Origin of the sequence: Kribbella sp. ALI-6-A (genome assembly GCF_001984195.1) — a bacterium.
Classification (GTDB): Bacteria; Actinomycetota; Actinomycetes; order Propionibacteriales; family Kribbellaceae; genus Kribbella.
Genome location: NZ_MTQN01000012.1, coordinates 1080596 through 1107111 on the forward strand (window position 1 = coordinate 1080596; position 26516 = coordinate 1107111).

Sequence of the window (26516 nt, forward strand, 5' to 3'; positions counted from 1 at the left end):
GATCAGTCGGCTGTGATCGCGTCGGCCAACCGGGTGATCACCGCCTGCCAGTGCTTGCGTTGCAGCTCCCGCTCGCTCGCGTCGGCCAGCCGCTCCTGGTGGATGACCAGTCGCGCGCGGCCCGGGGCCACCGGACTGACCGTCAGCTGCAGCGTCGTGTCGTGCGACCAGTCCGGCGGTTGCCAGGTGAGCCGGATCCGATCGAGGTCGCGGAAGCTCCGGGTCTCACCGCGCGTGCCGGTTCTGGTCTCGTAGCCCGCGCCCTTCTCCTCGTAGAGCGTGACACCGTCGCCAAGCCAGATCGCGACGCCCGCCGGCGAGGTGACGAAGTCCCACACCTCGTCGACCGGACGCTCGACGGTCTTCGAGACGCCGATCTGCCAGCCGACGTCCCTGGTCCGGCCGACCTGACCGCTCATCGGACCACCGCGGCGATCGCGCTGACCTCCAGCAGGGCGCCGGGCACTCCCAGTCCGGCGGTCACGAGGGCCTGAACCGTCGGCGCCGCACCTTCGAGGCCGGCCGCCGCGACCGGGTAAGCCTCGGTGATGTCGACGCCCTCGACCAGGTAGATCGTGACCGACACCAAATCGTGGACCGTCGCGCCGGCTGCGGCGAGCGCCGTCCTGAGGTTCTTCATCACCTGCTCGGTCTGGGCGGCGGCGTCGTCACCTCCGGTCAGGCGGCCCTGGCCGTCGACGGCGTTCTGCCCGCCGATGTAGATCGTGGTCGCGCCGGGCGGGACGACGGCGACGTGGGTGAACGCCGGAGAGTTCACGAGTCCTTCGGGGCGAAGCAGCGTTGTTGTGGTCATGGAGCCAGCATCACCCACCACCCGGTCGGATACTGTCCGGGTTTGGGGAGAGAATTTCGGGGTGACCACCACCAACCGCCGCCTCGAGACGCTGTCGCTGCTGCAGACGCATCCGGGCATCTCGGCGCCCGCTCTCGCGGCCCGGCTCGGGGTCACCGAGCGCACGGCCCGCCGGGACATCGCCCAGCTGCGCGAGCTGGGCTACCGGATCGACGGCGAGGCCGGGAGGACCGGCGGCTATCGGCTGGCGCACGGACGGGCCATGCCGCCACTGCTGCTGGACGCCGACGAGGTCGCCGCTGTGGCGCTCAGCCTGCGGACCGGGGTGGGCGTCGAAGGGCTGGAGAGCGCCGCCGTCACGGCACTGGCGAAGCTGACCCAGGTGGTGCCGTCGCAGTGGCAGACCCGGCTGACGGCACTCACCGACGTCCAGACGTATCAGGGCCGCAGCCCGCGGCGGGCCGATCGCGACGTACTGGTTCAGCTCGCGCTGGCCTGCCGGGCCGGTGAGGCGATCCGGTTCCGTCACCGGCGGCTCGCGGCCGGCGACACCCACGCCGTCGAGGTGCAGCCGTACCGGCTGGTGACGCTGCGGCGGCTCTGGTACCTCGTCGCCTGCCCGCGGGGCGAGACCGAGTGGAAGGTGTACGCCGCCGACCGGATCTCGCAGGCGCAACCGCTCGGGATCCACCTGCCCGCACCGGAACCACCGGACGACGCCGCGCAGCTGGTCGCCCGGTCACTGGCCCACGGGCGGTGGCGGCACCAGGTGCGGGTCCGGGTGCACACGTCGGCCGACCTGGTCCGCGAGCTGGTCGATCCGAGCGTCGCGGCCGTGGTGGAGGACGGTGACGAGTGCGAGCTGCACTTCGGCACCGACGACCTCGACTGGGCCGCGCGCTGGCTGGCGTACCTGAACCTCGACCTCGACGTCGTCGAGCCGGCGGCGCTGAGCGACCGGCTGCGGAACTTCGGGCGGTGGCTGTCCGAGCGCTACTGACTGGCTGGGGTGCTACTGAAAGGCCGGTTGCAGCGGCTGCAGCGTCGTGTTGGTCGCGTCGAGCCGGACCGGCAGACCGAGCGGTACGGCGAGGTTGAGGTCCTCGTGGCCGATCGCGGCTCCGGAGACCATCGGGATCCCGAGCGGTTCCAGCCGGTCGCGGACGACGTCGGCGACGAGGCCGCTGTCGTCGGCGTCGCTGAAGTCGCCGATCACCAGTCCGGTCACTTGGTCGAACCAGCCGGATCGCAGCAGCTGGGTCACCAGCCGGTCGACGCGATAGCCGTCCTCGCTGACGTCCTCCAGGACGACGATGCCGTCCGGCTTCGCCGCCGTCGGCGTACCGATGCTGGCGGAGAGCAGCGCCAGGTTGCCGCCGAGGAGCCGGCCTTCCGCCGTACCGGGGACGACTGTCTGGGCGCCCTGCGGGGCGAGCAGATCGGTGACGGACTCGGGCTCGAAGAGAAGATCGCGCAGGCGTGCGCCGCCCGCCGCGAGCTGCTCGACGCCGGCCGCCATCGGGCCGTGCACGGTCACCAGACCGCGCGCGTTGAACGCCTCGTGCAGCGCGGTGATGTCGCTGAACCCGACGAAGACCTTCTCCACCGCGGCCAGCTCGTCGAGGTCGAGCAGCGGCAGCATCCGCTGGACGCCGTACCCGCCGCGTCCGCAGAACACCGCGCTGTAGCTGTCGTCCAGCCAGGCCTTGGTGAAGTCGTCGGCCCGGGCCGCGTCAGTACCGGCCAGGTACGGCAGCCGCTCGTCGCGGGCGAGCGCGGACGGCATCACCACGACCTCGAGCCCCCACTCCCGCAGCCGCTCCGTGCCCGTCGCCAGCCGCGCCGCGTTCAACGGTCCCGCCGGCGCCACCACTGCCACCCGATCCCCAGCCGCGAGCCGCCGCGGTCGCCTCACATCCGTCACGCCCGAAACCTATCGGACGCCGTACGCCGTCGAGTTCCTGCTCCTCTCGTCGCCGGTCCAGTCGGTGTTGAAGCCGCCGAGGTGCGGGTGGTACATCTCGTCGCCGTCGTGCTGGGTGAACTCGACCTTCAGCCACAGGGCGTCGAGCGCGAACGTCTCCACGCACGCGTCGATCAGGGCCTGCGCCAGCCGGGCCCTCGTCTCGACCGGGCGGCCTTTGCGGATGTCACACATGATCAGCCCCGAGGGCGTGGGCGGACCGGACTCGTGGCACCGCCAGACCGCGCCGGGGCCGAGGGCGTGCACGGAGACCGTGAGCAGATCCATGCCGACCTGCATGATTTCTGCGTAGACGCGCCCGACACGTTCCGCGAACATTTGCCGGGTGGCTTCGTCCGCGGTCAGCGGCAGGTCGACCTGGATCGAGGGCATGAGGTTCCTTTCGTCAGTCCCGGCTGACTTGCCGGGTGAGTTCGAGGGCGCGGGCGGCGGCGAAGAGCAGGTCTTCGTTGCCCGGCGCGGTGATCAGTTGTACGGCGATCGGCAGTCCGTCGATCCGTCCGGCCGGAACGCTGATCGCCGGCGAACCGGTCAGGTTCCAGGGGCTGGTCAGTGACAGGAGCGCGGCCCGCACTTCGAGGTCGGTGCCGGCTACCGAGAGGCTGCGTTCGCCGATGGCCGGGGCCACGACCGGCACGGTCGGCAGCGCCAGTACGTCGTACGTCGACAGCAACTTGGCCACCACGTCGCGCAGTTCGTGACGTGCCTCGTCGGCCTGGGCATAGCTCCGGCGGGAGATCTCGCGACCCTGGTTCAGTCGCGCCCGGACCTCCGGATCGATGAGTTCGGCGTCCGCGTCGAGGTGGTGCTCGTGCACGCGGAACGCTTCCCTGCCTTGCAGAACGGAGAAGATCTCGAAGAGGCTCTCGGGTCGCTCCCACCGGGGAAAACCCTGGACGACGTCGACGTCGAACCCGGCCGAGTCGACGGCCTGCCAGGTCAGGTGCTCGACGCGCGGATCGGTGACGGCGATCGAACCGGGTGGAATCCAGCCGACCGAGACGCGGCTGGACCGTTTCTCCACCGACCGGTGGCTGATCACCTGGTAACCGATGAGGGCGTCCTCGGTCGTCGCGGCGAAGAGACCGACGTGGTCGAGGGTTGGCGCGAGGGGATACACGCCGTTGCTCGGGACAACGTCGTACGCCGGCTTGAGTCCGATCACCCCGCAGAGCGCGGCCGGCACCCGGACCGAGCCCGCTGTGTCGGTGCCCAGTGCGATCGGCACCAGACCGGCGGCCACCGCGACCGCGCTGCCACCGCTGCTGCCGCCGGACATCCGGCGGGGATCGGTCGGGTTGCGGGAGGGGCCGTGGACCGACCGATCGCCGGTCGCGCCGTACGCGAACTCGTGCAGCGTTGTCTTGCCGATGATCACCGCCCCGGCATCACGCAATCGCCGAACGACCTCGGCATCCTCCGCCGCGACCGCCCCGAAGGACGTCTCCGATCCACAGCTGGTGAGCAGACCGGCCACGTCGATCAGGTCCTTCACCGCCACCGGAACTCCGTGCAGCGGCCCGCGATCGATGCCTGCGGCAAGCTCTTCGTCGGCCAGCTCGGCCGCTGCCCGCGCGCCCTCGTCGTCGATCAGCGCGAACGCGTTGAGGGTGGGATTCAGCTCGTGCGTACGCCGGAGGGCCGCGTCGGTCAGCGCACGAGACGAGGTTTCCCGACGGCGCAGGGCCCGGGCCAGTTCAGCGGCCGTCACGACGCGAATCCAGGCAGCAGACCGAGCGACGGCACGATCACGGCCGTGCAGCCGCTCATCGACGCGACGTTGCCGGTGAAAGGATGGACGGTCTTCGGCAGCCGAGCCGAGATCGCCGCTGCCACCGGCGGAGCGATCAGCGCGCCGGCCAGCGCACCGGCCACGATCGACTCGAAGGTCCCGCCGAAAGCCAGCACGGTGGCCGGCGCGACCGAAACGACCGGCACGAACGTGGGGTAGAAGCCGTGCCTGGTCCACCGCTTCCGCCAGATGATCACACCCGTCAACGCGGTGAGGACCTGTCCGGCGAGCACGGCGTAGAACAATCCGGATCCGTACGACGTACTGGCCGGACTCATCAGGTGGGCGACGACGGCGCCCAGGATGAGCACAGCGCTCGCCCACTCGTTGCCGAAGAACTGCGCCTCGGAGAAGTCGGCCAGCGCACGACGCGGCACCCACAGCAGCGACGATTGGCGGGAGACCGGATCACGCTTCACACGGGTGCGCCAGGCGCCTGGGGCCGGCATCCAACTCAGGCGGGTGCAGACCCAGAACGCCACGAGCGCGGCGAGCCACATGCCGGTGGTGGCGCCGACGACCGGTGGGAGTTCGAGAGGACCGCAGACGTACCCGACAACCAAGATCGAGGCCGGTGGGGTCAGCAGCGCACCCAGAACGGCAGCCGTGAGACCGATCCTCCACCCAGGTCCGTAGAGCACGACGATCGCCGGCGCCACCGACACCAGCGGTACGAACAACGGCTGCCAACTGCCGGATCCGAGGGTCCACCCCCAGGCGACAGTGCCCAGCAGGAGACCGGCCAGTGCACTGCCTGCCACCCACGGCCACAGACCGGTGCCGCAGGCCTGGACGAACCCCTGCCACCGCCACGACCGTCGATGCGCGACGTGCCCGATCAGACCGCCGAGAAGCAGCAACGCACCGGCCGGAGCCACCGCGTAGAACTGTGGTTCGCTGATTGACTCGACCAGCCACGAGGAGAGCCGGCCGAGGTCGGTGTAGTCGCCGTCCCACGGCTGCCAGGTCGCGCCCCGGACGACTCGGGAGAACGTCCAGGCGGCGAGCGCCAGGAGCGCGAGGGCGACCGATCCCGCGCCCAGTACTCCGGCCCTTCCCGGGCCGGCGACACCCGTACTGCGGACTGTCGTCATGACGTCACCTCGGGAGCGGAGCGCGGTCGTTGTAGCCGAGCATCTGGTCGTACAGGTCGGTCCGGCGGTCCCGGTGCAGGTCGTTGAGCTGGTTCCAGATCGGAGCCGTGCGCGCCGCCGTCAGGTCGATGTCGGCGTAGATGATCGTGTCCTCGTCCGGGCCGGCGATCCGGTCGATCGGCCAGCCGTTCGTGCCGGCGATCAGCGAGTTGCCCATGAAACCCGCGCCGCGCTCCTGGCCGATCCGGTCCGCGGTGGCGATGAAGACGTTGTTGGCGTGCGCCGCCGTCATCGTCAGGTACGCCGCCATGCAGACGCCGCTCGCGTCGTACAGGGGTGGCGGGGTCCAGACCCAGCCGGTGGGGACGCAGATGATGTCGGCACCCATTTGCGTGACGATCCGCGCGGTCTCGGGGAACCAGATGTCCCAGCACACCAGCAAGCCGATCCGGCCGATCTTGGTGTCGAAGACCGAGAATCCCTCGTCGCCCGGCGTGAACCACAGCTTCTCGGTGTTCCACAGGTGGGTCTTGCGGTACCGGCCGATGTAGCCCTCCGGGCCGACCAGCACGGCGGTGTCGTAGAGCTTCAGACCGTCGCGTTCGGCCACGCAGCCGACGAGGTAGACGTTCCGCGCGGCCGCGATGCGGGCGAACGACTCCACCGTCGGCCCGTCCGGTACGGCCTCGGCGTGGGCGAAGGCCTCCTCCCGGGTCTCGAACACGTAGCCGGTGGTCGCCAGCTCCGGGAGCACGATCAGATTCGCTCCCGCGTCCGCCGCCGCGATCAGCCGCTGCTCGACGGCGAGCGCGTTCGCCTTGAGGTTCTCGACTCCGACCCGGGGCTCGAACTGCGCCACCGCAACCCGTACCGGGCTCACTCTGTGATCTGCCGCTGCCGTCATGACCTGGCCTCCTCGCTCCAACTGGTTTCAACTTGAAACCGCTTGATCGGGAGCGTAGAGCAGCTGGTTTATACTTGCAACCACTTGACTCCGGGCTTTTCGATCGAGGAGATCCAGATGCCGCAGCGCGTGACCCACGAGACCGCGCAGTGCCCGGTCGCCCGGGCCGTCGACGTGATCGGCGACCGCTGGTCGCTGCTCATCGTCCGGGACGCCTTCGACGGGATCCGCCGGTTCAACGACTTCCAGCGCAACCTCGGCCTGGCGAAGAACATCCTGTCGTCGCGGCTACGGGAACTCGTCACGCACGGCATCCTCGAGATCGTTCCCGCCGCCGAGGGCGGCGCGTACCACGAGTACGCCCTGACGCAGAAGGGCCGCGATCTCTTCGTCATCCTGGTCAGCCTTCGGCAGTGGGGCGAGGACCATCTGTTCGAGGACGCCGAACCGCACTCGGTCCTGCTCGACACGAAGAACAACAAGCCGGTCCGCAAGCTCGAGGTCACCGACGCGAAAGGCCGTCTGCTCGATCCGTCGGAGGCCTTCGTCCGCAAGGTCGCGAGCTGATCCGGAGTGCGGGCGAGATGTCACACCGGGGTCGTGCTGTCCGCTGGGCAGACGCCGGCTATGAGGTCACACCCGCTGTGAAAAGCTGACGGCATGGCTCTCGAGATTGCGTTGATCGATGTGGTGGCCGGCCAGGAAGCCGACTTCGAGGCGGCGTACCGGGAGGCTCGCCGGCAGCTCGAAGGGGCCGGTGCGCGCAGCATCCGGATGACTCGCGGGATCGAGACCCCGACCCGGTTCGTGCTGCTGGTCGAGTGGGACTCGGTCGAGGCGCACGAGGCCTTCCGGGCCAGTGAGGCCTTCGGGGTGTGGCGTGGGCTGATCGGTCCGCACTTCGCCAATCCGCCGCACGTCGAGCACTTCGACGACGTCGACGGCTGATGCGTCGGACGGCTCGGGTCTTCACCACCCCGGAAGGGGCCTACGGCAACGAAGTGTTGGTCGTGCTGGCCGACGAGTTGCCGCCCGTGCAACAACGGCAACAGGTGGCGACCGCCGCCGCCGAGCCCGCGACGGTGTTCGTGGCCGGCGACCTGCGGACCGTGCGGATCCACAACCACCTGCTGGAACGGCGATTCGCGGGGCATCCGTTGCTCGGCACCGCCGCCGTACTGCGGTCGCTCGGGCACGAGCCGTCGGTGTTCACGACACCGGCCGGGGACGTGTCGGTCTGGTCGGAGGACGGCGCCGAGTGGCTGTTCGCTCCCGCCGCCTGGTCGCCGAACGCGCGGCATCGGCAGGCCGAGTCGCCGGCCGAGATCGAGGCCATCTCCGAAGCGCCCGCCGACGAGCCGATCCAGGTCTGGGCCTGGCTCGACGAGCCGGGCGGGGTGGTTCGGGCGCGGATGTTCGCCCCGAGCGAGGGCAAACCCGAGGACGAGGCCTGCGGATCCGCGTCGATGGTGCTCGCCGGGCTGCTGGACCGCGAGCTCACGGTGGTGCACGGGAAGGGCTCGGTGATCCGCGTCCGGCCGGTCCCCGGCGGGGTGAACCTCGGCGGCTACTGCGTTGTGGGCGGTCCACAAGCGAGTTGACGAAGCGCCACACACGCCGCCGGCCGGCGCTGCTCTTCGAACAGGGCCGGCCGGTGGTCGTACGCGGTGAAGCCGGTTACCAGTCGATGCGGATGCGGGTGCTCTTCGTGGTGCCGTTGACGGTGACTGCGAGGTCGACGACGCCGGGGCGGATGGCGGTGAACTGGCCGGTGGCCGGGTCGTAGGAGGCGGCGGCCCAGATGGGGGCGGACTTGGCCGGGCCGATGTCGAGGAAGGGCGAGCCGGTCCAGTCGGCGGAGACCGGGAAGGCGACCGGGACGCGGCGGCCGTCCTGGACGACCGTCGCGGTGGCCTGGGCGGTTTGGCCTCGGCGGATGGTGGCGGGAGCGGTGAGCTCGAGCGCGTCCACGTGCGGACGAAGCTCGACCTGGAACCAGGAGCGCTCCGGAGCCGACCAATGCCGTACGCCGGCGTCAGCCGCGCGAGCTGCCGGGTCGATGCCCGCCAGGGCCCAGCCGGTGAAGCCACCCGCGTCGGGAGCGCCGGCCGGGCTCTTGCCGGAGTTGCCCGTCAGCGGCAGCAGGACGCCGTCCGTCCGGGTCGCCGCGAAAGTCCCCGCGTGCGCCGCCATGTACGCCGCACCCTTGCCGGTCGACGCGCGGAAGTCGGCCAGCCAGCGGACCAGCAGCTCGGCCTCCTTGCGGTCGCCGAGCTGGGAGTTCGCGGTCGGCGACGGGTCGTCGATCGGGTGGTGCGCCATCACCACGACGTTGCGGATCGCCGGGTTCTTCGCCGCGTCGTCGAGCTGGCGGCGCAGGTCGAGGATCTGCGCGAACCCGCCGGCCCGCAGCGATCCGAGCGAGGAGTCCCGCAGCACGAACCGCGTGCCCTTGTGATCGAAGGTGCTGCTCGGTGCGCCGAACACCTTGCTCCACTCCGACAGGTCACCCGGACCGTAGCTCTCGTGGTTGCCCGGCACGTAGTGCACCGGCACCTTGCCGGCGACCTCCTCGTCGATGACCCTTCGGGCCAGCGCGATGTCGTTCGCGAAACCGCGGTCGACGAAGTCGCCGTTGATCACCAGGAACTCAGGGCTCTGCGCGAGCGCCTCACGAATCGTCCGGCGGGCCTGCCGGACGATGTCGGAGTCCGGGTTGTCGGCGGTGAACTGCGCGTCCGACAGCACGGCGAACTTCCAGCGCTTCCCGTCGAGCTTGCCGTCGGCAACCACCATCGGGTCGACCACCTTGGCCGGCGGCTGGACAGTGACCGGCGGAGCGCCCCGGACGGTCAGGTCGTCGACGACGATCCGGCCGGCGTACTGGCGGGTGGGCACGGTCTCGACCACGTAGATCCGCCAGAACCGCAACGGCATCGTCAGTCCCGGCGGGATGTCCGCCTCGACGTACTTCCAGCCGGTCCAGTCGACCGCGGCCGCGAGGTTCAGGGTCTGCGCCGACCCGCCGGCGCCGTCGTACACGTTGGCCCGCAGCCAGGCGCCCTTGCCGTCACCGTGGACCCATGCGCCGAGCTTCTGCGGCTGCCCGGGAAGCGTCTGCTGCGGAGTCATCGACAAGTACGCCGCGCGCGTGGCGGTGCTGCCGGTCAGCGAGTAGTCGAGCGCGATCGCCTGTCCGCCGTCGTGACCCACCGCGGCCGATCGAGAAGCCGTCGCCGCACCGGCCGGTACGGCGTTCGCCTGCCAGCGGGTGAGGTCGTCGACCTCGTCGACCACCTCGCTGCTCAGACCGGCGGTGACGCTGAGCTGGGCGGTCAGGTTGCCGACCTTCGCGGTGACGACGGTGGAGACCGCCTCGGTGCCGACCGCGTTCACCTCGAACCCATTGCCCTTGGCAACTACATTGACGAGTGCGGGGTCATAGGTCAGCTGGACGTCCCGCGGCTCGATCCAGGTGGAGAAACCGTCGGCGTCGTACCCGGTGATGCTGAAGAAGCCCTGGCTGGTGGCGTTGGGCAACGACACCTGCTTGCTCGACGGCGCCAGCCGGGCCGGTTCGCCGAGCACCGTCATCGGGAAGCGGCCGTTCGCAATTCCCTTGGCGGCGGTGATCACCACGTCGCCCGCGCGGCGACCGGTGACGACGCCCTGGCTGGTGACTCGCGCGTTGCTGCCGGCCGACCAGTACGGCGTACCGGCGGCGGGCGCGTAGGTCTCGTCGTGGCCGCGGGCGGTGAGGACGCGACTCAGGCCGGTCAGCACCCTGGCGCTGCGCGTGAGGTCGGCGTCGGCCGGCTCGGCCGTCGTACCGGCGGCTTCGATCCGGAAGCCCTTGAGCTGGCCGGAGCCCTTGACCGGAAGCAGGCCCAGGCCGTTCGGGGTGAGTCGCTCGGAGCCGTCGGACGGCTTGTTGACCAACTCGGGCGTGGCTTCGCCGGGCGAGCGCTTCAGCATCGTCGACGAACCGCCGCCGTCGAGGTTGAGCACGTCGTCGGCGCCGAGGTCCAGCATCAGCCGGGCCAGTTCCTTCTCGGTCAGGCCGCGGGAGTCGACCATCCGGCCGTCGACGGTGAGCAGGATCATCCGGCGGCCGTCGGCGGAGAAACCGATCGCGGTGCGCGGGTGCAGCGCGGTGTCGTCGACGTTCAGGATCTGGCCGTCGCGGGCGAGCTGGATGTTGCCGCTCAGCGCGACCGCCGCGTCCGCGGCGTCGGCCCGCGGGCCGTACTTCACCTCGACCTTGTCGCCGGGCTCGAACGCCGCCAGCGCGGTCGCACCGGCCTCGCGACCGATCAGGGCCTGCTCGTTCGCGGCCAGCGGGGTGGTCGCGGGAGTGGTCGCCGAGGAGACCACGACGCCGTCGCGGAGGATCACCTCGCGCACGGTCGGCAGGCCGTCGACGGTCCGGGTGCGGGCGGCCTCGCCCCACTGCGGGGTGTAGAGCCCGATGCCGCCGGCGTTGACGCTCGGGGAGTTGAGGTTGGTCAGCGCGACCTTGCTCGCGTCGTCGTCGGTCGCCGTGCCCTCGAGGAAGACCTGCGCGATCCGGCCGAGGCCGTCCTTGCCGATCACCGCGGTCTCGTTGTGCCCGGCGGCCGGCCCGTTGACGAACCGGCCGGCCCCGCCGTCGGCGTCCCGCTCGATCCCGATGCCGAGCGGTGCGCCGGTGTCGTTGATGTCGAAGAAGTCGCCGTTGACGCCGGCGATCGCCTGCTTGCGCGCGACCTGCTGGCTGAGAACTTCGCGGCCGGAGACGGTGCCCGGGTTGAGGTAGTCGACGGTGACGCCGCCCTTGTCCAGGTCGGTGACGAGGATGTCGCCGCGCAGCCAGCCGCGCGCGTCGAGCCGGTCGAAACTCGTGTAGTCCACGCCGGGCGCGACCGGGCTGTCGGACCGCCGGGTGACGATGCCCTCCCCCGGCGGCGCGAGCGCGACGTCGGGGATGTCGGACGAGGCCGCGGACGATCCTTGGTGAGCCTCGACCGCCTGGGTCAGTTCGGGGGCCGGTTGGGCGAAGGCCGGTGGAACGGCGGTGGTGAGCAGCAGGCCGCCGGCGACCAGAGCGGTGGTCAGCGCGCGGCGTCGTACTGGGGTGGGCGGGGCAGGCGTGGACACGGAGCCTCCTGGAGATGGACGGGCGTGGCCATCCGATGGGGCGTGTCCTACTGCCGCGTGAGGCGCAGGTGTACGCCGATCGACCGACCGGTGACAAAGTAACGTCTCCGGTGGTCGACCGGAAGATTTCCTACCCAGATTGCTGCAACTACGCAGCGGTCCGGGGTGGTACGCGGGGGATCAGTCGGTGACGACCGGGCGGCCGAAGGACTGCCAGGCGTGCATGCCGCCGTCCAGGTTGATCGCCTCGCGGCCCTCGGAGAGCAGGTACTGGGTCGCGACGCCGGAACGCCCGCCGACCGCGCACACGCACAGCACCTTCTGCCCCAGCGGCACCTCGCCGACCCGCTGCTGCAGCTGACCGAGCGGGATGTGGGTGGCACCTTCGATGTGACCGCTGTTCCACTCGTCCGGCTCCCGCACGTCGAGCACAAAGGCCTCGGCCAGCAGGTCGTCGTCCACGTCGGCGACAACGACGGCGGGGATCATCGGGTTCTGCGTCATACCCCGATCATTGCAGCCTCTCGGACCTCGTCCACTCCCGGGCATGCACTGCAACCGGCCGCGGCCGCACCCGACTACTTGAGCAGCTTCGACAGGCGGCGGTCGGCCAGCGGCTTGCCGCCGGTCTGGCAGGTCGCGCAGTACTGCAGGGAGGAGTCGGCGAAGCTCACCTCGCGGACGATGTCACCGCAGACCGGGCACTTCTCGCCCTTGCGGCCGTGCACCCGCAAGCCGCTCTTCTTCTCCGACTTCAGGTCCTGCGCGGCCAGCCCCTTGGACCGGTCGACCGCGTCGCGCAGGGTCTCCTGCATCGCCGTGTAGAGCACGTGCAGCTCGTCGTCGGTCAGGTTGGACGCCGGCTTGAACGGACTCATCTTCGCCACGTGCAGGATCTCGTCGGAGTAGGCGTTGCCGATCCCGGCGATCACCGACTGGTTGCGCAACACACCCTTGAGCTGGACCCGGCCGGCGTCCCGCAGGATGCCGGCGAAGTCCTCGGGCGACAGCGTGAACGGGTCGGGGCCGAGCTTGGCGATGCCCGGCACCTCGTTGACGTCGCGCACGACGTACACCGCGAGCTTCTTCTGCGTGCCGGCCTCGGTCAGGTCGAAGCCGGACTCGTCGTCGAGCACCACCCGGCAGGCGATCGGGCCCTTGCCCGGCCGGACCAGCGCGGTCGACTGCTGCTCACGCCAGCGCAGCCAGCCGGCCCGGGCCAGATGGATCACCAGGTGGATGCCGGACGCCTCGAGGTCGAGGAACTTGCCGTGCCGGCTGACGTCGTCGATCAGCAGGCCGGTCAGCGCGGAGATCGGCGGGTCGTAGGTCTTCAGCGCGCTGATCGCGGTGATGTCGGCACGCACGATCGCCCGCCCGACGGCACGTTCCCGCAGGAACCCCGCCAGCGACTCGACTTCCGGCAACTCGGGCACCTGACCAGTGTGCCGTACCGCACCGACAGTTCCCAGACTCGCCAGTAGGGGTTTCAGGGCACCTCCCGGCGGAAACCCGGGGGTCGGTCAGGCATTCACCCGAGCGGGTTTCTTGGCCTGAACCGCTACCTTCGAGGGAAGCAGAGAAGGAGGCCCCCGATGGGTTTCGTGAAGACACTGTTCAAGGGCGCTGTGGTCGCGAAGCTGGCGCAGGTCGCCCAGCGCGAACTGAGCAAGCCGGAGAACCAGCGCAAGGCCAAGGAGATGTTCCAGAAGGTCCAGCAGCGGCGCAACGCACGCTGAGGGCCGTGACGAGCTCCGCCCGGCCCGGCGAGCAGCAAGACCTCGCCGGGTCACAGGCGTGCGCTCCGAGTCAGAGCTTGACGGCCTGCAGCGTGTAGGTGCAGGGCAGGCGCTCGGGCCGGTCGGTCAGTCGCCACTCGTCGAAGTCCGCGTCCTTGGTCATCTTGCCCGGCAGCGGCACCCAGGGAGCGCTGTCGTGCTCCTCGAGCGCGGTGAGTTGCAACCCGTGCGCGAACAGAGCGGTCACGATCTCCCCCAGGCCGTGGTTCCACTCGTGAGTCACGTTGTGCTGGAACTCGACCTCGGTCTGCACGTAGGTCCCACCCTCGTCCCAGACCATCGGTTCCTGGGTCTCGAAGTAGGGGTAGTCGACGGTCAGCCGGGTCTCGTCGTCGGTGCCGAGCGCCCAGAGCATCGGGTGCCCTTCGCGGATGAACAGCCGCCCACCCGGCTTCAGCAAACCACTCACCGTCCGCGCCCACCGGTCGATGCTGGGCAACCAGCCGAGCGCCCCGATGCCGGTGAAGACCAGGTCGTACGACGCCGCGCCGAGCACCTCGACCGCGTCGTACACGTCGGCCTGGTGGAAGTCGACCTCCAGCCCGAGCTTGTCCGCGAAGGACTGCGCCTGCGCGACGGCCGGCCCGGAGAAGTCGAGCCCGCTCATCCGCGCGCCCAGCCGCGCCAGGGAGACGGTGTCGGTCCCGATGTGGCACTGCAGGTGCACGCCCCGCAGTCCGCGGACGTCGCCCAGCCGCGGCAGATCGAACCGGACCACGTCGGAGATGAACTCCGGGTCCTGCTCGAACTGCGCCAGCTTGTAGTCCGGGGACGCGGCATGCGCTGCGACACGCTCGTCCCAGCTCTGCCTGTTGACCTCGCGGTAGTCGTCCATGGTTCGTGACTGTGACACAACACCTGCCGTCCCCGCTGCGAATTTCAGCGGGGACGGCAGGCTCAGGCCGCGTGCGGGCGGTGAGACGCGTTCAGCTGCGCACGGCGGAGGTGGGCCGCCGCGGTCGGGGTGGTGACGGGCTTGTGGGTGAAGGGCTTGGCCGACTCGCCGAGGGCGAGCAGGTCGAGCTTGGTCCTGGCCAGGTCGCGGTCGTCAGCGTCCCAGCTGCCGCTCGGACCGTTCCGGAGAGCGGTGGAGTGGCGCCGGTTGCTGACCTCGAGGGCGGCGACGATGGCCAGTGCGAGGACTGCGAGAACTACGATTCCGGTCATGGCAGTAATCCTGCTATCAGGTAGATTCCGCCACAATTGGCACTACTGACCTCCTTCGGCAAATTTCTGCCATACTGGCTCGCATGCTGCGCAAGATCGCTGTGGTGCTGATGGAGGACGTCGCCGTGTTCGAGTTCGGCGTGCTCTCGGAGGTGTTCGGCATCGACCGGACCGACGACGGCGTCCCTGCTTTCGACTTCAAGGTCTGCTCGACCCGCCCGGGCGAACCGTTGCGGACCAGCAGCCATTCCGCCGTCGTCGCGCCGTACGGGCTGGAGGAGACAGAGGACGCCGACCTGGTCGCGCTGCCGGCCACGACCTGGCGCGAGGCGTACGACGAGCGCATCCTCAACGCGCTGCGGGCGGCCGAGGCGCGCGGGGCGATCCTGCTGACGGTCTGCTCCGGCGCGTTCGTGCTCGGCGCGGCCGGACTGCTCGACGGGCGCAAGTGCGCGACCCACTGGCGCTACGCCTCGCTGTTCCGGGAGCGCTACCCCCGCGCCCAGCTCGACCCGGACGTGCTGTTCGTCGACGACGGCAACATCATCACCAGCGCCGGTACGGCGGCCGGCATCGACGCCTGCCTGCACCTGGTCCGCCGCGAGCTGGGCAGCGCGGTCGCGACCCGGATCGCCCGCCGGATGGTCGTCCCGCCGCAGCGCGACGGCGGCCAGCGCCAGTACGTCGACGTCCCGGTGCCCGAGTCGTCCGGCGAGAGCCTGCAGCCGGTGCTCGACTGGATGGTCGCCAACCTGACCGTCGAGCACACCGTGCCCGACCTCGCCCGCCGCGCGCAGATGTCGGAGCGCACCTTCGCCCGCCGCTTCGTCGCCGAGACCGGCACGACCCCGCTCAAGTGGGTCACCACCCAGCGCGTCCTGCACGCCCGCACGCTGCTCGAGCAGACCTCGCTGGGCATCGAACAGATCGCCGCCGAGTCCGGCTTCGGCACCGCCGCGCTGCTGCGCCACCACTTCCGGCGCGTGGTCGGAGTCCCGCCGCAGAACTACCGCCGGACCTTTCAGACCACCTGACAGGCCGGCCTCAGCGCCAGGCGCTCCCGCGGCTGACGGGATCTCACGCGGCCCTCAGGCCTCGTGCTGGTCGGCGTACCAGGGCTTGATGACCGAGTCGATGATCGCCAGGCGCTCGTCGAACGGGAGGAACGCGGACTTCATCGCGTTGATCGCGAACCAGCGGAAGTCGGCCAGGCCGTAGCCGAACGCGTCGGCGAGCAGGGCCAGTTCGCGCGACATCGAGGTGCCGCTCATCAGGCGGTTGTCGGTGTTGACCGTGACCCGGAAGCGCAGCTTGGTGAGCAGGCCGATCGGGTGCTCGGCGATCGAGGTCGCGGCGCCGGTCTGCAGGTTGCTGCTCGGGCACATCTCCAGCGGGATCCGGCGGTCGCGGACGTACGCCGCCAGCCGGCCGAGCTCGACGCTGCCATCCGCGTTCTCGGTGATGTCGTCGATGATCCGGACGCCGTGGCCGAGGCGGTCGGCACCGCACCACTGGATCGCCTGCCAGATCGACGGCAGGCCGAAGGCTTCGCCGGCGTGGATGGTGAAGTGCGCGTTCTCGCGCTGCAGGTACTCGAAGGCGTCCAGATGCCGGGTGGGCGGGTAGCCCGCCTCCGCGCCGGCGATGTCGAAGCCGACCACTCCGGCGTCTCGGTAGGCGACAGCCAGCTCGGCGATCTCCATCGAGCGGGCCTGGTGCCGCATCGCGGTCAGCAGCTGACGAGCGACGATCGGGCGTTCGGCGTTCGCCATGCCGTGCTCGAAGCCTTCGCCGACCGCGTCGACGACCTGCTGCAGCGACAGTCCGGCGGTCAGGTGCTGCTCGGGCGCGTACCGGATCTCGGCGTACACGACGCCGTCGGCCGCCAGGTCTTGCACGCACTCACTGGCGACCCGAGTGATCGCCTCGGCGTTCTGCATCACCGCGACGGTGTGGTCGAAGGTCTCCAGGTACCGCTCCAGCGACCCGGAGTCGGCCGACTCGACGAACCACTCGCCGAGCTCGGCGGGGTCGGTCCGCGGCAACCGGTGCCCGATCTCCTGGGCCAGCTCGACAATCGTCGCGGGCCGCAGGCCGCCGTCCAGGTGATCGTGCAGCAGCACCTTCGGCGCCGCGGTCAACTGCTCGGAACTGATCATCTGGCCATCTTGGCATCCCGCCGTCAGGCCTTGGTGATCTTGAAGACCGGTACGCCTGGAGCGACCGCCAGCAGGGTCTCCAGGGACGAGTTCTTGTCCACGTCGCCCTCGAAGAACGCGCCGACCTCCCAGGCCCACTTCTTCAGGTAGAGCCGGAGGATCTCGGGCTTGTCGGCGTCGGCCAGCTCGACGGCGCGAAACACCTCGGTGGTCCGGCCGAGCCGCAGCCGGGCCTCGGGGTTGGCGCGCAGGTTGCGGACCCACTGGACGTGCCCACGCGGGGCGACCAGGTACGGCTGGCCGTCGAGCGTCAGCAGGTTGACCGGCGTACTGCGCCACTCGCCGGACTTGCGGCCGCGAACCGACAGGACCCGGCTGCCCATCAGGCTGATGCCGCGATTGGTCAGACCGGCGACCAGCTTGTTGAAGACCATCATGCTGCGGTGGCCGGAGGTGACAACGCGGTTCTTGTCGTACTGCTGCTTCATGGCGATCAGCCTTCCGGAAAGCGAGAGCGGCGCTCTCTGTTGTGATCAGTGAACACTGCTCTCGCCGCACAGTCAAGAGCAGTGCTCTCGCTTTAGTGCACTGGTCATGGCAGACTGCGAGCCATGAACGCCGGCCGCACCGCACGCGACAGGGCCCGGGCCGAGCTGACCCGGGAGATCAAGGACACCGCCCGCCGCCAGCTCGCCACCGACGGCGCCGAGCGGCTCTCGCTGCGCGCGGTCTCCCGGGAGCTGGGCATGGTCTCGTCTGCGCTCTACCGGTATTTCCCGAGCCGCGACGACCTGCTCACCGCGCTGATCATCGACGCGTACGACGCACTCGGCGCCGCGGCCGAGGACGCGGCCCGCGGTCAGCAGGAGCCGCGCGCGGCCTGGCTGGCGATCTGCCGGGCGGTGTGGTCCTGGGCCAAGCAGCACCCGCACGAGTACGCGTTGATCTACGGCTCGCCGGTGCCGGGCTACAGCGCTCCGCAGACCACGATCCAGCCGGCATCGCGGGTCCCGTTCGCGCTGCTCGGGGTGCTCCAGCGCGCGCACGAGTCCGGCGTACTGGTCGTGCCGGACGACGCGGTGGAACCCACCGGCGCCTTGGTCGAGCAGGTGAAAGTGCTCGCGCAGGCCGCGCCCGACGTACCGGGGGCGGTGCTGCTGCGAACCGGGATCGCCTGGACGCAGCTGTTCGGGCTGGTCAGCTTCGAGCTCTACGGACAGCTGGTCGGCAGCTTCGACCCGGCCGACGAGCTGTTCGAGGTCGCGATCGCCGAGCAGACGGTCGCGCTCGGGCTAGCTGAACGCGTCCGGCAGCGGTAGCTCCAGCGCTCGGCGGACGCGCCGGACGTACTGCTCGCGCGGAATCGAGATCGCGCCGAGCGTCGCCAGGTGGTCGGTGACCCACTGGATGTCGAACACCCGCTCCGCGGCGTACTTGTCGTCGAGCAGCTCGACCAGACCCGCGACCGCCGCCTTCGAGCCGTCGGTCTTGTGGTGGAACATCGACTCGCCGGCGAACAGCCCGCCGATCGCCACGCCGTACAGGCCGCCGGCCAGTTCGTCGCCGTCCCAGGCCTCGACGGAGTGCACCCAGCCCATCCGGTGCAGCCGCGTGTACGCCGCGATGATGTCCGCGTCGATCCACGAGCCCGGCCGGCGCGGGTCGGCGCAGGCACGGATCACCTGGTCGAACGCCGTGTTCACCCGGATCTCGAACCGCTGCCGTGCCCGGCGCAACGAGCGCGACGGACTGAACCCGGCCACCTCGATCACCCCGCGCTCCAGCGGCGACCACCACAGCAGCGGCCCGTGGCTGTCCGGCATCGGGAACAACCCCCGCCGGTACGCCGCCAGCACGGTCCCCGGCTCGAGATCGGCACCGGCCGCGACGACGTCCCCGCTCCCGGCCACCGCGACCGGCGGGAACTCCCAGACGGAAGCAGGCGGTTCGACAGGCACCCCTCCATCCTCCCGCACGGCTCCACGCCCGGCGCCGGGGGATCGGGGACAGGCCGGGGTTCGTCCCGAGTGGCGTGGTCGCGGGCGGCACGTAGTCTTGGGAGTGCGTCACCCGCGGAGGCCGGGTGACGGGTCCGACCCAAGCCTCGAGGAGAACCGTGGCCGGAGTAGCAAGGTTCGTCGCCAGCAGTCTCGCGCCCGCCGCCCAGCGGTTCGCGCCGCAGGCCGCCGCCGGGATCCTCCGGCAGGTGCTGGAGATCGCGATCGACGGGTATCAGCGGTTCCCGGGCGCGGAGAAGATCGCCGAGGACAAGATGGCCAAGTCCGGCGGCGACGTCGCGGTCGCGATCGAGGCGGTGATCGACCAGCACATCCGGCTCGCCGGGGTGCAGGGGTTCGTCACCAGCATCGGCGGACTGGTCACGCTTCCGGTCGCGCTGCCGGCCAATCTCACCGGCCTGGCGATCGTGCAGGCGCGGATGGTCGCCGCGATCGCGCACCTGCGCGGGTACGACCTCGGCGACCCCCGGGTCCGGACCGCGGTGATCACCTGCCTGCTGGGTGAGGACGGCGTCACCGACCGGCTGAAGAAGGCGAGCTTGCCCACGTCGCCGCTGGCGATCGCGACGGCGCCGGTGTTCGACCCGGAGCTGGATCGGCTGGTGTCCGGCGAGGTGGTCGGCGAGCTGATCGCCCGGATCAGCGGCAAGCGGATGGCCGTGACGTTGACCCGGCGGGTCCCGCTGCTCGGCGGGGTGGTCGGCGGTGGCGTCGACGGCTGGTCGACGTACCGGATCGGCCAGTACGCCGACAAGAGCCTGGTACGGCGGATCCAGCGGCCGATCGAGCCGTGAGCGAGGTCGCCGCGTTCTGGGGTCCGACACTGGACTGCCCGGAGCCGCTGGAGCTGGCGACGTTCTACCAGGCGATCTGCGGCGGGTCGCTCGCGGTGGTGAGCGAGACCTTCGTGGAGCTTCGGCTGGACGGCGCGAGCCTCGGCTTCCAGCGCGACCTGAACTACCGGGCTCCGACCTGGCCGGATCCCCGGGTGCCGCAGCAGTGCCACCTGGACTTCAAGACGCCCGACCTGGACGCGACCGAGACCGCCGTACTGGCGGCCGGTGCGACGAAGACCGTGCTGCAGCCGTCGCCGGACGTCTTCCGGGTCTACCTCGACCCGGCCGGGCATCCGTTCTGCCTGACCACCTGGGGGACGCCGTCCGGCCCGGCGGAGTCGCTGAATTCCCGGTGAAACTGTCGCCGGTCGGTGCGACGATCTTCCGGTGAGCAACCGACGGGCTGAACTCGGCGAGTTCCTGAAGGCACGACGTGCCCAGGTGAGCCCCGCGGCGGTCGGGCTGCCCGCGGGCGGGCGCCGTCGTACGCCGGGCCTGCGGCGGGAGGAGCTCGCGCAGTTGGCTGGCGTCGGAGTCACCTGGTACACGTGGCTCGAGCAGGGCCGGCCGATCAACGTCAGCGGCCAGGTGCTCGACGCGGTGGCGACGACGCTGCGGCTGAGCGACGCCGAGCGCGAGCATCTGTACCGGCTGGCCGAGGCGACACCGGTCAAGCCGCGCACGACCGCCTGCGCGAACGAGTTGGTGATGACGGAGATCGTGACCGCGCTGGACCCGCTGCCGGCGGTGATCACCAACCGGCGGTTCGACATCCTCGGGGCGAACGACGCGTTCGGCGATCTGTTCCACGACTGGCACACGCTGCCGTGCGTCCACAACAACCTGCTCTGGTGCATCGTCACCGAGCCACTCGCGCGCCAGCGGCTTCTGAACTACGACACCGAGGTCCCGTACTTGGTCGCCCGGCTGCGGTCGGCGTACGCCGAACACCTCGGCGACCCGGCCTGGGAGACCGATATCGCCCGGCTGCGCAAGCTGAGCCCCGAGTTCGACGGGTTGTGGTCGCGGCACGAGGTCGCCGAGTGCGAGCCACGGCCCCGGCACTTTCTGCATCCGGTGGCCGGTGAGCTGCGGTTCACGCTGACGGAGCTTGCCGTGCCCGCGCATCCCGACCTGGTGATGTTCGTCGAGACACCGGCCGACGAGCGCACGCGGGAGAACCTGCCGCTCACCCGGCTGACACCGGCTGCCCGGTGAGCGACCGGACTGCCGGCATCGGGTGAGTCCTCGCTAGCCGGCGAGGGCTTGGACTACTCGGCTGGCCGGGGGTTTGCCGAGCTGCTGGGACATCCAGACGCTGGTGGCGACCAGCTTCTCCAGGTCGACGCCGGTGGTGATGCCGAGGCCGTCGAGCTGCCAGACGAGGTCTTCGGTGGCGAGGTTGCCGGTGGCGGATTCGGCGTACGGGCAACCGCCCAGGCCGCCGGCCGAACTGTCGACGGTGGTGACGCCTTCGCGCAGGGCGGTGAGGGTGTTGGCGAGCGCCTGGCCGTAGGTGTCGTGGAAGTGGACGGCGAGCGAGCCGACGTCGACGCCGGCCTGCTGCAGCTCGTCGATCAGCTCGATGACCTGGCCGGGGGTGGCGACGCCGATGGTGTCGCCGAGGGACAGTTCGTGGCAGCCGAGGTCGGCGAGCCGCCGGGTGACCTCGACGACCTGGCCGACCGGTACGTCGCCCTCCCACGGGTCGCCGTAACACATCGAGACGTAGCCGCGGACCGCCAGCCCGGACGCGAGCGCGCGCTCGACGGTCGGCGTGAACATCGCGAACTGCTCGTCCAGCGTCGAGTTCAGGTTCTTCTTCGCGAACGTCTCGGTGGCGCTGGCGAAGATCGCGATCTCCCGGACGCCGGCTTCGAGGGCACGGTCGAGGCCGCGCTCGTTCGGGACCAGGACGGGTGCGCGGACGCTGTCCGGCAGGTCGAGCGTCGCGAGCAGCTCGGCGGCGTCGGCCAGCTGCGGGACCCACTTGGGGTGGACGAAGCTGGTGGTCTCGATCGTGGTCAGGCCCGCGTCGGCCAGCCGGCGGACGAACTCGGCCTTCACGGCGACATCGACGATCGCGTCCTCGTTCTGCAGGCCGTCCCGCGGTCCGACCTCGTAGATCGTCACCTGCTCGGGCAGTCCGTCGGCCTTGCTCCGCTGCGGCTTGCGCATGGTGCCTCCATCCCGGCCCGCCGGTGGGCGGATCCTCGATCGTCGGTCCTCGCTGCGAGCCGCGGAGGGATCTCCTCCAGAATGGCCCGTGATGACAACTCTGGCCGACATTCTGCGCGGGATCGAGCACGGCGTCTTCCCGGCCCCCGATCTGACCACGTCCGTCGTCCCGGCGCCGTCGGCCCGCGACACCTGCGTGATCGGCCTGACCGGCCACCTCGTCGTCGCCGCCGACGTCACGTCGGAGTGGATCGCGAAGCATCTCGATCTGTCGGATCTGGCGGCGCCGCTCAACCCGCCGTTCCTGTACGCGCTCGAGCAACTGACCGGTCGCGAGGTCAACGGCATCGACGCGCTGCTGCTCGCGCCGGCACTCACGGACGAGTCCGAACGCGCCGAACTGCTGGCGCGCCTCACGCCGTTCACGGACGAGTCGCACCCTCGGATCCGGCGGGCGCGGCGCTACCGGGACGACGTGCGCGCGTACGCGACGGCCACCGGCGCGATCGTGCTCACAGGCTTGGGGCTGGCCGGGCGGCAGGAGGTCGCGCTGGAGGTTCCGGACTCGGTGCGCGGCAAAGGCGAGGGCCGACTGCTCGCCCGCACAGCCCGCGCTCTCGTCCCACCGGGAACCCACATCTGGGCCCAAGTCACCCCGGGCAACGCCGCTTCCCTCCGCACGTTCCTGGCTGCCGGCTACGTCCCGGTCGGCTCGGAGGCGCTGCTGGTCCGCTGACCCAGCGCCGGCTCAGGGCCGGTGCGGGGGACGGTGGTACGTCGGGGTCTCGCCGGAGTAGAGGTCGCCGCGGTAGACGCCGTGGATGATTTCGGACTCGTAGCCGTTCAGTTCGGGCATGCCCAGAGCGCGGGCGACCTCCAGTTCCGCGGCGGCGTCGTACGGGACGCGGACGAACTGGATGGAGAACGGGGCCGGGTCGGGGCTGTCGGGCACGCCTTCGAGGATGACGTAGACGGGTGTGATGTCGCCCAGGGAGTTTCCGACGCTGCCGGTGTTGAACAGGGTGCGGCCGAGGTCGGTTTCGCAGTAGGCGTCGTGGGTGTCGCCGTAGCCGACGACGGTGGGGATCGGGCCGTCGCCGGTGGCCGGGGTGTTCTCGAACATGGCGAGGAACTCCTTCTCGTCATGGTCGAAGCGCGTTCGGTGGTGAACCGTGTCGGCGGAGGCGTGGAAGAGGCGGATCTGGCGGCCGCTGAGCACGAAGTCGTGGCAGAACGGCAGCGCACGCAGCCAGGTCCACTGGTCTTCGCGCAGCTCGTTCTTCCACCACCGCATGCCTTCGTTGTCGATGGTGCGGGCCGGATCGGGCAGGAAGTCGTCCCAGTTGCCGAGGAGGTTCACCTCGCAGACCTCCTGGCACCGGTCGACGACCGCTTGGCCGCGCGGGCCCTTGCCGACGTAGTCGCCGAGGTTGAAGATCCGCCGGATTCCCCGGGCCTCGATGTCGGCGAGCACCGCTTCGAGAGCGGTCAGGTTGCCGTGGACGTCGGAGATCAGCGCGATGCGTTCCAGAGGCATGGCACCATCCTCCGTGCTCGTCGGGGTCGCGGGACGGCGGGGATGGGAGGACCGGATCGGGATTCCGCCCTGGGCTGCGGACGTCCACCACTCACCAACCTCGGGATCGGGCCTCGGTCACCGTCGGGCCGAGCGTGAAAGGGCGCTGCCAGCGGGGTTTGGTGAGTGGTGGCGGTCCGGTGGTGGTCGCGTGGCGGGTCAGGGGTTGCTGCCGGTGGGGCCGGCGGGTGCGGGAACAGCGGGGGTGCTGGAGGTCTTGCTGGGTTTGGGTGGGCGGCGGGAGGTGCTCCAGCCTCGGCTCCCGCCGCCCGGGCTCGAGGAGCCTCCGCCACCGGGTTCGCCGGCGGAGTGGGCGGCTGCCCCGGCTAGCGCGCCGCCTGCCTTCTTGGTCTGGCTCAGCGCGGCGCCGCCCGCGGCGAGGCCGACACCGATGGCGCCAGCGGCTGCGCCCTTCAGCCCACCGCCACCGCCACCACCTCCAGCGCCGCTGAGGCCACCTCCACCGCCGCTGAGGCCACCTCCACCGCCGCCTGGGCGGCTGCCGAGGGCGCCGCGGCCGGCGTTGATCGCGCCGGAGGCCAGGCCGCCGGGATCGGCGAGGGTGGCGCCGCTTCCCGCGGCGCCACCGGCGACCGCGGCAGTGACCGGTACGACGAGGCGCAGCATCGCAGGCAGGGCGAAGACCGCGAGCAGCATCATCATCAGGCCGCTCATCGCGTTGACCAGGGTGTTGCCGGACGGCTGGCGAATCCCGGCGTCGGTCATCTTGATCGCCGCGGCGTAGACCAGCGCGGCGGCGGGTTTGTAGGCGACGAACGCGAGCACCCAGCCGCAGTACTTGCGGAACCAGGCCTTGCCGATCTCCGTGTTCGTCGCGGCGGCCGCCAGCGGGAACGTGCCGGCCAGCAGCACCAGCATCGCCGAGCGGATCAGCAGCAGGATCACCTGGACCACCGACGCCATGAAGATGGCGACGCCGAAGAACATGCCTGCGACGAGCGGGAGGTCGGCGGTTGCCCGCGACAGGGTGATGCCCTGGAACAGTGCCTCGCCCAGTGCCTGGTCCGTCGCGGTGGTGTCCAGGTGCGCGTCGTTGATCACGGAGTACGCGATCTCGTCCGAGATCTCCACCAGCAGCTGGATGAACGCCGACCCGGCGCCGGCCACCAGGACCAGGGTCAGGGTGGCCTTGAGCAGTTCGCGGAGCGGTTCGCCGCGCTGCTCCCACGCGGTCCGCAGGCCGGCGACGACGACCGCGATCACGAACACCGCGGCCGCCAGAGCCAGCGTGCGGTCGTGCAGGAACGCGACCGGCTCGCTGGCCGTCCAGCTGTTGCCGTGCTGGGTCGCGATCGGGTCGGGCTGGACCGCGTCGTTCTTGATCCAGAACGTGGAGACCGCGGCGAGGCCGGAGCCGGCCAGTTCACCGATCTTCCCGGCCAGGGTCTCGAACTGGTTGCTGACGACCGAGGCGAAGCCCTCGCTGATGCTGCACCTGAGGTCGGTGACGCTGCACATCAGAGTCCCTTCCAGGTGACGAAGTCGTCGAGGTCGCGGTGCTGGGAGAACGGAGCGCCGACCGGCTCACCCGGTGGCGGGGGGACCACGCGCCAGTCGCCGTGGTGCCAGACGAGGGTGAGGTTGAGGCTCATGTACTCCGACTCGACCGGTACGGCGAGGACGACGGTGACGCGGTCGGTGGTGGCGTCGAGGATGCGGTAACCGGCCAGTTGGACGGCTTCGCTGTCTGTTGGGGATTCGTCGTTGAGCTCTTTGAGCAGGGCGTCGGTGCTGGGGCCGGGGAGCATGAGTTTGGGGACGGTGGCGAGGACCTTGTGCTGGTCGCCGATGGCGGCGATGGCGTTGTAGGCGGCGAAGAGGGCGCCGGTGGGTGAGTGGGCGAAGCAGCGTCGGAAGCCGTCGGGGTCGGTTTTGGCCGGGCCGTGGGTGGTGGAGCGGGGGACGACTACGCGGTTGTTCACTTCCCAGCCGTCTGCTGTGGGGGCGGATGTGGGGATGCTTTGGTCGCCGGTGGGGAGTCCGCAACTGCTGTCATTTTCTGAATCTGTGGTTGAGGCCCCTGGTGATGCGGCCGGTGAGGTTGTGGAAGGCGAGACCGCAGGAGCAGAAGGATCGGAGATGTGTCCTGCGGGAATGGCGTCCGCCGGGGTTGAGCGGTTGGTGAACAGGAGCAGGGCGCCGCAGATGAGGACGGCGGACAGGACGATGGCGGCGGCGATGGTGGCGCGGGTGTGGGCCGGCTGGGTTTCCTGGTCGGTCATCCGGGGACCCCGATCTGCGACGGTGGACGTGACGGATCTAGGCTGGCAAAGATCGCCGGACCGCCGCGGAAGTTATCCACAGGCGGGGCAAGTTACGGCGTACCGGCCGCCTGGTCACGCTCGGAAATCCTTCGATCGTGTCTCGACCTGTAGCCGATAGGTCACCCCGTGTAGCGAAGTGACCTAGTCAGCTAATAGAGTCCGCGCATGACCATCGCGCCTACGCTTAGCTCGCCCCTAGCGCTCGCCGATGCAGAACCCACTCCCGTCGCCGAACCCTGGGAAAGCGACGTGATCACCGCGTACGGCCTGCTGCGTGAAGCAGCAGCCGAACTCGATCATCTGATGCGCCATTCCCTGAAGCGCAGTGGTCTGCAAATGGCAATGTTCGAACTGTTGCTGCGGCTTGCCCGCAGCCACGGGGAGAAGCAGCGTCTCACCTCACTCGCCCGGGAGCTGACCGTCACCACCGGCGGCATCACCCGGCTGGTCGACCGCGCCGAGAACCTCGGTCTGGTACGCCGGGAGCCCTGTCCCGACGACGCCCGCGGTTCGTTCGCGGTTCTCACGGAGGAGGGCAAGCGGCGGCTGCGTGAAGCGCTGCCCGACCACCTCCTGGAGATCGACAGCCTGTGGACGTCCCAACTGGCCGACGAGCGCGAGCTCGTGCTCGGCCGGCTCCGGCGGGTCCGGGACAACGCCCGCCGCTGGCCGAACGGCCGACCTGGCCTCGGCCCCGTCACCTCCAACCGCAACTGACCCGCATTACCCGCTCCTAACGGATGTGGCGCCCGGCTGGTGCCGGGCGCCACCGAG

31 protein-coding genes are annotated in these 26516 nt (G+C 70.3%); 12 read left to right on the forward strand and 19 right to left on the reverse strand.

Annotated elements, in window-relative coordinates; genetic code table 11:
• Positions 1-2: 2 nt before the first annotated feature.
• Together BWI15_RS31645 and BWI15_RS31650 are read right to left on the reverse strand one after the other, a co-directional pair.
• Positions 3-419 (reverse strand): SRPBCC domain-containing protein, encoded by a 417-nt coding sequence (locus BWI15_RS31645; RefSeq protein ID WP_077018182.1) that lies wholly within the window; start codon positions 417-419, stop codon positions 3-5.
• The gene (locus BWI15_RS31650) at positions 416-814 is read right to left on the reverse strand and encodes a RidA family protein (protein ID WP_077018183.1); all 399 of its coding nucleotides are present in this window, start codon (positions 812-814) and stop codon (positions 416-418) included. The genes BWI15_RS31645 and BWI15_RS31650 overlap by 4 nt, the downstream gene beginning before the upstream one ends.
• A 61-nt stretch (positions 815-875) precedes the next feature.
• Here BWI15_RS31650 and BWI15_RS31655 point away from each other — a divergent pair, with 61 nt between their 5' ends.
• Positions 876-1814 (forward strand): helix-turn-helix transcriptional regulator, encoded by a 939-nt coding sequence (locus BWI15_RS31655; protein ID WP_077018184.1) that lies wholly within the window; start codon positions 876-878, stop codon positions 1812-1814.
• A 12-nt stretch (positions 1815-1826) separates the two neighbouring features.
• On the opposite strand, the gene BWI15_RS31660 is transcribed toward BWI15_RS31655, so the two are convergent.
• Genes BWI15_RS31660 through BWI15_RS31680 form a run of 5 tightly spaced genes read right to left on the reverse strand, consistent with a single transcriptional unit; the run spans position 1827 to position 6588 of the window.
• A complete protein-coding gene (locus BWI15_RS31660) occupies positions 1827-2738 on the reverse strand; it encodes a S66 peptidase family protein (RefSeq protein ID WP_077018185.1) in 912 nt (303 codons plus the stop codon).
• Positions 2739-2747: 9 nt separating this feature from the next.
• A complete protein-coding gene (locus tag BWI15_RS31665) occupies positions 2748-3170 on the reverse strand; it encodes a tautomerase (protein ID WP_077018186.1) in 423 nt (140 codons plus the stop codon).
• Between the two features lie 13 nt (positions 3171-3183).
• Positions 3184-4509 (reverse strand): amidase, encoded by a 1326-nt coding sequence (locus BWI15_RS31670; protein ID WP_168197407.1) that lies wholly within the window; start codon positions 4507-4509, stop codon positions 3184-3186.
• A complete protein-coding gene (locus BWI15_RS31675) occupies positions 4506-5684 on the reverse strand; it encodes a hypothetical protein (RefSeq protein ID WP_077018187.1) in 1179 nt (392 codons plus the stop codon). The genes BWI15_RS31670 and BWI15_RS31675 overlap by 4 nt, the downstream gene beginning before the upstream one ends.
• Positions 5685-5688: 4 nt before the next feature.
• Positions 5689-6588 carry a nitrilase family protein gene (locus tag BWI15_RS31680; protein WP_077018188.1) on the reverse strand — a complete coding sequence of 300 codons (900 nt, stop codon included), beginning with the start codon at positions 6586-6588 and terminating at the stop codon, positions 5689-5691.
• Between the two features lie 117 nt (positions 6589-6705).
• Between BWI15_RS31680 and BWI15_RS31685 the strand changes: the two genes are divergently transcribed.
• From BWI15_RS31685 to BWI15_RS31695, 3 genes are all read left to right on the forward strand, one after another.
• Complete coding sequence (locus tag BWI15_RS31685) at positions 6706-7155, forward strand: winged helix-turn-helix transcriptional regulator (protein WP_077018189.1); 450 nt, start codon at positions 6706-6708, stop codon at positions 7153-7155.
• Positions 7156-7248: 93 nt separating this feature from the next.
• On the forward strand, positions 7249-7536 hold the full coding sequence (locus tag BWI15_RS31690; RefSeq protein ID WP_077018190.1) for an antibiotic biosynthesis monooxygenase family protein: 288 nt from the start codon (positions 7249-7251) through the stop codon (positions 7534-7536).
• Positions 7536-8189, forward strand: coding sequence for a PhzF family phenazine biosynthesis protein (locus BWI15_RS31695; RefSeq protein WP_077018191.1), 654 nt, complete (start codon positions 7536-7538; stop codon positions 8187-8189). The genes BWI15_RS31690 and BWI15_RS31695 overlap by 1 nt, the downstream gene beginning before the upstream one ends.
• Before the next feature lie 76 nt (positions 8190-8265).
• On the opposite strand, the gene BWI15_RS31700 is transcribed toward BWI15_RS31695, so the two are convergent.
• The 3 genes from BWI15_RS31700 to BWI15_RS31710 form a co-directional block, all read right to left on the reverse strand.
• Positions 8266-11724, reverse strand: a complete 3459-nt coding sequence (locus BWI15_RS31700; protein WP_143466033.1) for a phosphodiester glycosidase family protein — start codon at positions 11722-11724, stop codon at positions 8266-8268.
• Between the two features lie 180 nt (positions 11725-11904).
• Complete coding sequence (locus tag BWI15_RS31705) at positions 11905-12228, reverse strand: rhodanese-like domain-containing protein (protein WP_077018192.1); 324 nt, start codon at positions 12226-12228, stop codon at positions 11905-11907.
• Between the two features lie 74 nt (positions 12229-12302).
• Positions 12303-13160 (reverse strand): Fpg/Nei family DNA glycosylase, encoded by an 858-nt coding sequence (locus tag BWI15_RS31710; protein ID WP_077018193.1) that lies wholly within the window; start codon positions 13158-13160, stop codon positions 12303-12305.
• 159 nt (positions 13161-13319) lie between these two features.
• Between BWI15_RS31710 and BWI15_RS39610 the strand changes: the two genes are divergently transcribed.
• Positions 13320-13463 carry a hypothetical protein gene (locus tag BWI15_RS39610; protein WP_168197408.1) on the forward strand — a complete coding sequence of 48 codons (144 nt, stop codon included), beginning with the start codon at positions 13320-13322 and terminating at the stop codon, positions 13461-13463.
• Positions 13464-13533: 70 nt separating this feature from the next.
• Here BWI15_RS39610 and BWI15_RS31715 read toward each other — a convergent pair whose 3' ends face one another.
• Both BWI15_RS31715 and BWI15_RS31720 read right to left on the reverse strand, forming a co-directional pair.
• Complete coding sequence (locus BWI15_RS31715; RefSeq protein WP_077018194.1) at positions 13534-14358, reverse strand: class I SAM-dependent methyltransferase; 825 nt, start codon at positions 14356-14358, stop codon at positions 13534-13536.
• 62 nt (positions 14359-14420) lie between these two features.
• Positions 14421-14690, reverse strand: coding sequence for a hypothetical protein (locus BWI15_RS31720; protein WP_077018195.1), 270 nt, complete (start codon positions 14688-14690; stop codon positions 14421-14423).
• A gap of 83 nt (positions 14691-14773) precedes the next feature.
• On the opposite strand from BWI15_RS31720, the gene BWI15_RS31725 reads away from it, so the two are divergent.
• Positions 14774-15724, forward strand: a complete 951-nt coding sequence (locus BWI15_RS31725; protein WP_077018196.1) for a helix-turn-helix domain-containing protein — start codon at positions 14774-14776, stop codon at positions 15722-15724.
• A gap of 54 nt (positions 15725-15778) precedes the next feature.
• On the opposite strand, the gene BWI15_RS31730 is transcribed toward BWI15_RS31725, so the two are convergent.
• The gene (locus BWI15_RS31730) at positions 15779-16849 is read right to left on the reverse strand and encodes an adenosine deaminase (RefSeq protein ID WP_077018197.1); all 1071 of its coding nucleotides are present in this window, start codon (positions 16847-16849) and stop codon (positions 15779-15781) included.
• A 23-nt stretch (positions 16850-16872) separates the two neighbouring features.
• On the reverse strand, positions 16873-17337 hold the full coding sequence (locus BWI15_RS31735) for a nitroreductase family deazaflavin-dependent oxidoreductase (RefSeq protein ID WP_077018198.1): 465 nt from the start codon (positions 17335-17337) through the stop codon (positions 16873-16875).
• A 123-nt stretch (positions 17338-17460) separates the two neighbouring features.
• On the opposite strand from BWI15_RS31735, the gene BWI15_RS31740 reads away from it, so the two are divergent.
• On the forward strand, positions 17461-18168 hold the full coding sequence (locus tag BWI15_RS31740; RefSeq protein ID WP_077018199.1) for a TetR/AcrR family transcriptional regulator: 708 nt from the start codon (positions 17461-17463) through the stop codon (positions 18166-18168).
• Here the strand turns inward: BWI15_RS31740 and aat are convergent.
• Positions 18142-18807 carry a leucyl/phenylalanyl-tRNA--protein transferase gene (gene aat / locus BWI15_RS31745; protein ID WP_077018200.1) on the reverse strand — a complete coding sequence of 222 codons (666 nt, stop codon included), beginning with the start codon at positions 18805-18807 and terminating at the stop codon, positions 18142-18144. The two genes, BWI15_RS31740 and aat, sit on opposite strands and share 27 nt — an antisense overlap.
• Before the next feature lie 158 nt (positions 18808-18965).
• Between aat and BWI15_RS31750 the strand changes: the two genes are divergently transcribed.
• The 3 genes from BWI15_RS31750 to BWI15_RS31760 are packed head-to-tail and all read left to right on the forward strand — an operon-like array spanning position 18966 to position 20921.
• On the forward strand, positions 18966-19661 hold the full coding sequence (locus BWI15_RS31750) for an EcsC family protein (RefSeq protein ID WP_077018201.1): 696 nt from the start codon (positions 18966-18968) through the stop codon (positions 19659-19661).
• Positions 19658-20059: a VOC family protein gene (locus tag BWI15_RS31755; RefSeq protein WP_077018202.1), complete on the forward strand. Its 402-nt coding sequence runs from the start codon at positions 19658-19660 to the stop codon at positions 20057-20059. The genes BWI15_RS31750 and BWI15_RS31755 overlap by 4 nt, the downstream gene beginning before the upstream one ends.
• A 31-nt stretch (positions 20060-20090) precedes the next feature.
• Complete coding sequence (locus BWI15_RS31760) at positions 20091-20921, forward strand: helix-turn-helix transcriptional regulator (RefSeq protein ID WP_077018203.1); 831 nt, start codon at positions 20091-20093, stop codon at positions 20919-20921.
• A gap of 33 nt (positions 20922-20954) precedes the next feature.
• On the opposite strand, the gene BWI15_RS31765 is transcribed toward BWI15_RS31760, so the two are convergent.
• Complete coding sequence (locus BWI15_RS31765; protein ID WP_077018204.1) at positions 20955-21881, reverse strand: hydroxymethylglutaryl-CoA lyase; 927 nt, start codon at positions 21879-21881, stop codon at positions 20955-20957.
• 91 nt (positions 21882-21972) lie between these two features.
• On the opposite strand from BWI15_RS31765, the gene BWI15_RS31770 reads away from it, so the two are divergent.
• Entirely contained in the window at positions 21973-22617 is a 645-nt protein-coding gene (locus tag BWI15_RS31770) for a GNAT family N-acetyltransferase (protein WP_077018205.1), read from the forward strand.
• A 12-nt stretch (positions 22618-22629) separates the two neighbouring features.
• On the opposite strand, the gene BWI15_RS31775 is transcribed toward BWI15_RS31770, so the two are convergent.
• The 3 genes from BWI15_RS31775 to BWI15_RS31785 all read right to left on the reverse strand — a co-directional run bounded on the left by BWI15_RS31775 (position 22630) and on the right by BWI15_RS31785 (position 25700).
• Positions 22630-23418, reverse strand: coding sequence for a metallophosphoesterase family protein (locus BWI15_RS31775; RefSeq protein WP_077018206.1), 789 nt, complete (start codon positions 23416-23418; stop codon positions 22630-22632).
• A gap of 198 nt (positions 23419-23616) precedes the next feature.
• Complete coding sequence (locus BWI15_RS40520; RefSeq protein ID WP_077018207.1) at positions 23617-24936, reverse strand: type IV secretion system protein; 1320 nt, start codon at positions 24934-24936, stop codon at positions 23617-23619.
• On the reverse strand, positions 24936-25700 hold the full coding sequence (locus BWI15_RS31785; RefSeq protein ID WP_077018208.1) for a hypothetical protein: 765 nt from the start codon (positions 25698-25700) through the stop codon (positions 24936-24938). The genes BWI15_RS40520 and BWI15_RS31785 overlap by 1 nt, the downstream gene beginning before the upstream one ends.
• Positions 25701-25907: 207 nt before the next feature.
• Between BWI15_RS31785 and BWI15_RS31790 the strand changes: the two genes are divergently transcribed.
• Positions 25908-26459, forward strand: coding sequence for a MarR family winged helix-turn-helix transcriptional regulator (locus BWI15_RS31790; RefSeq protein WP_237771545.1), 552 nt, complete (start codon positions 25908-25910; stop codon positions 26457-26459).
• Positions 26460-26516: the final 57 nt, after the last annotated feature.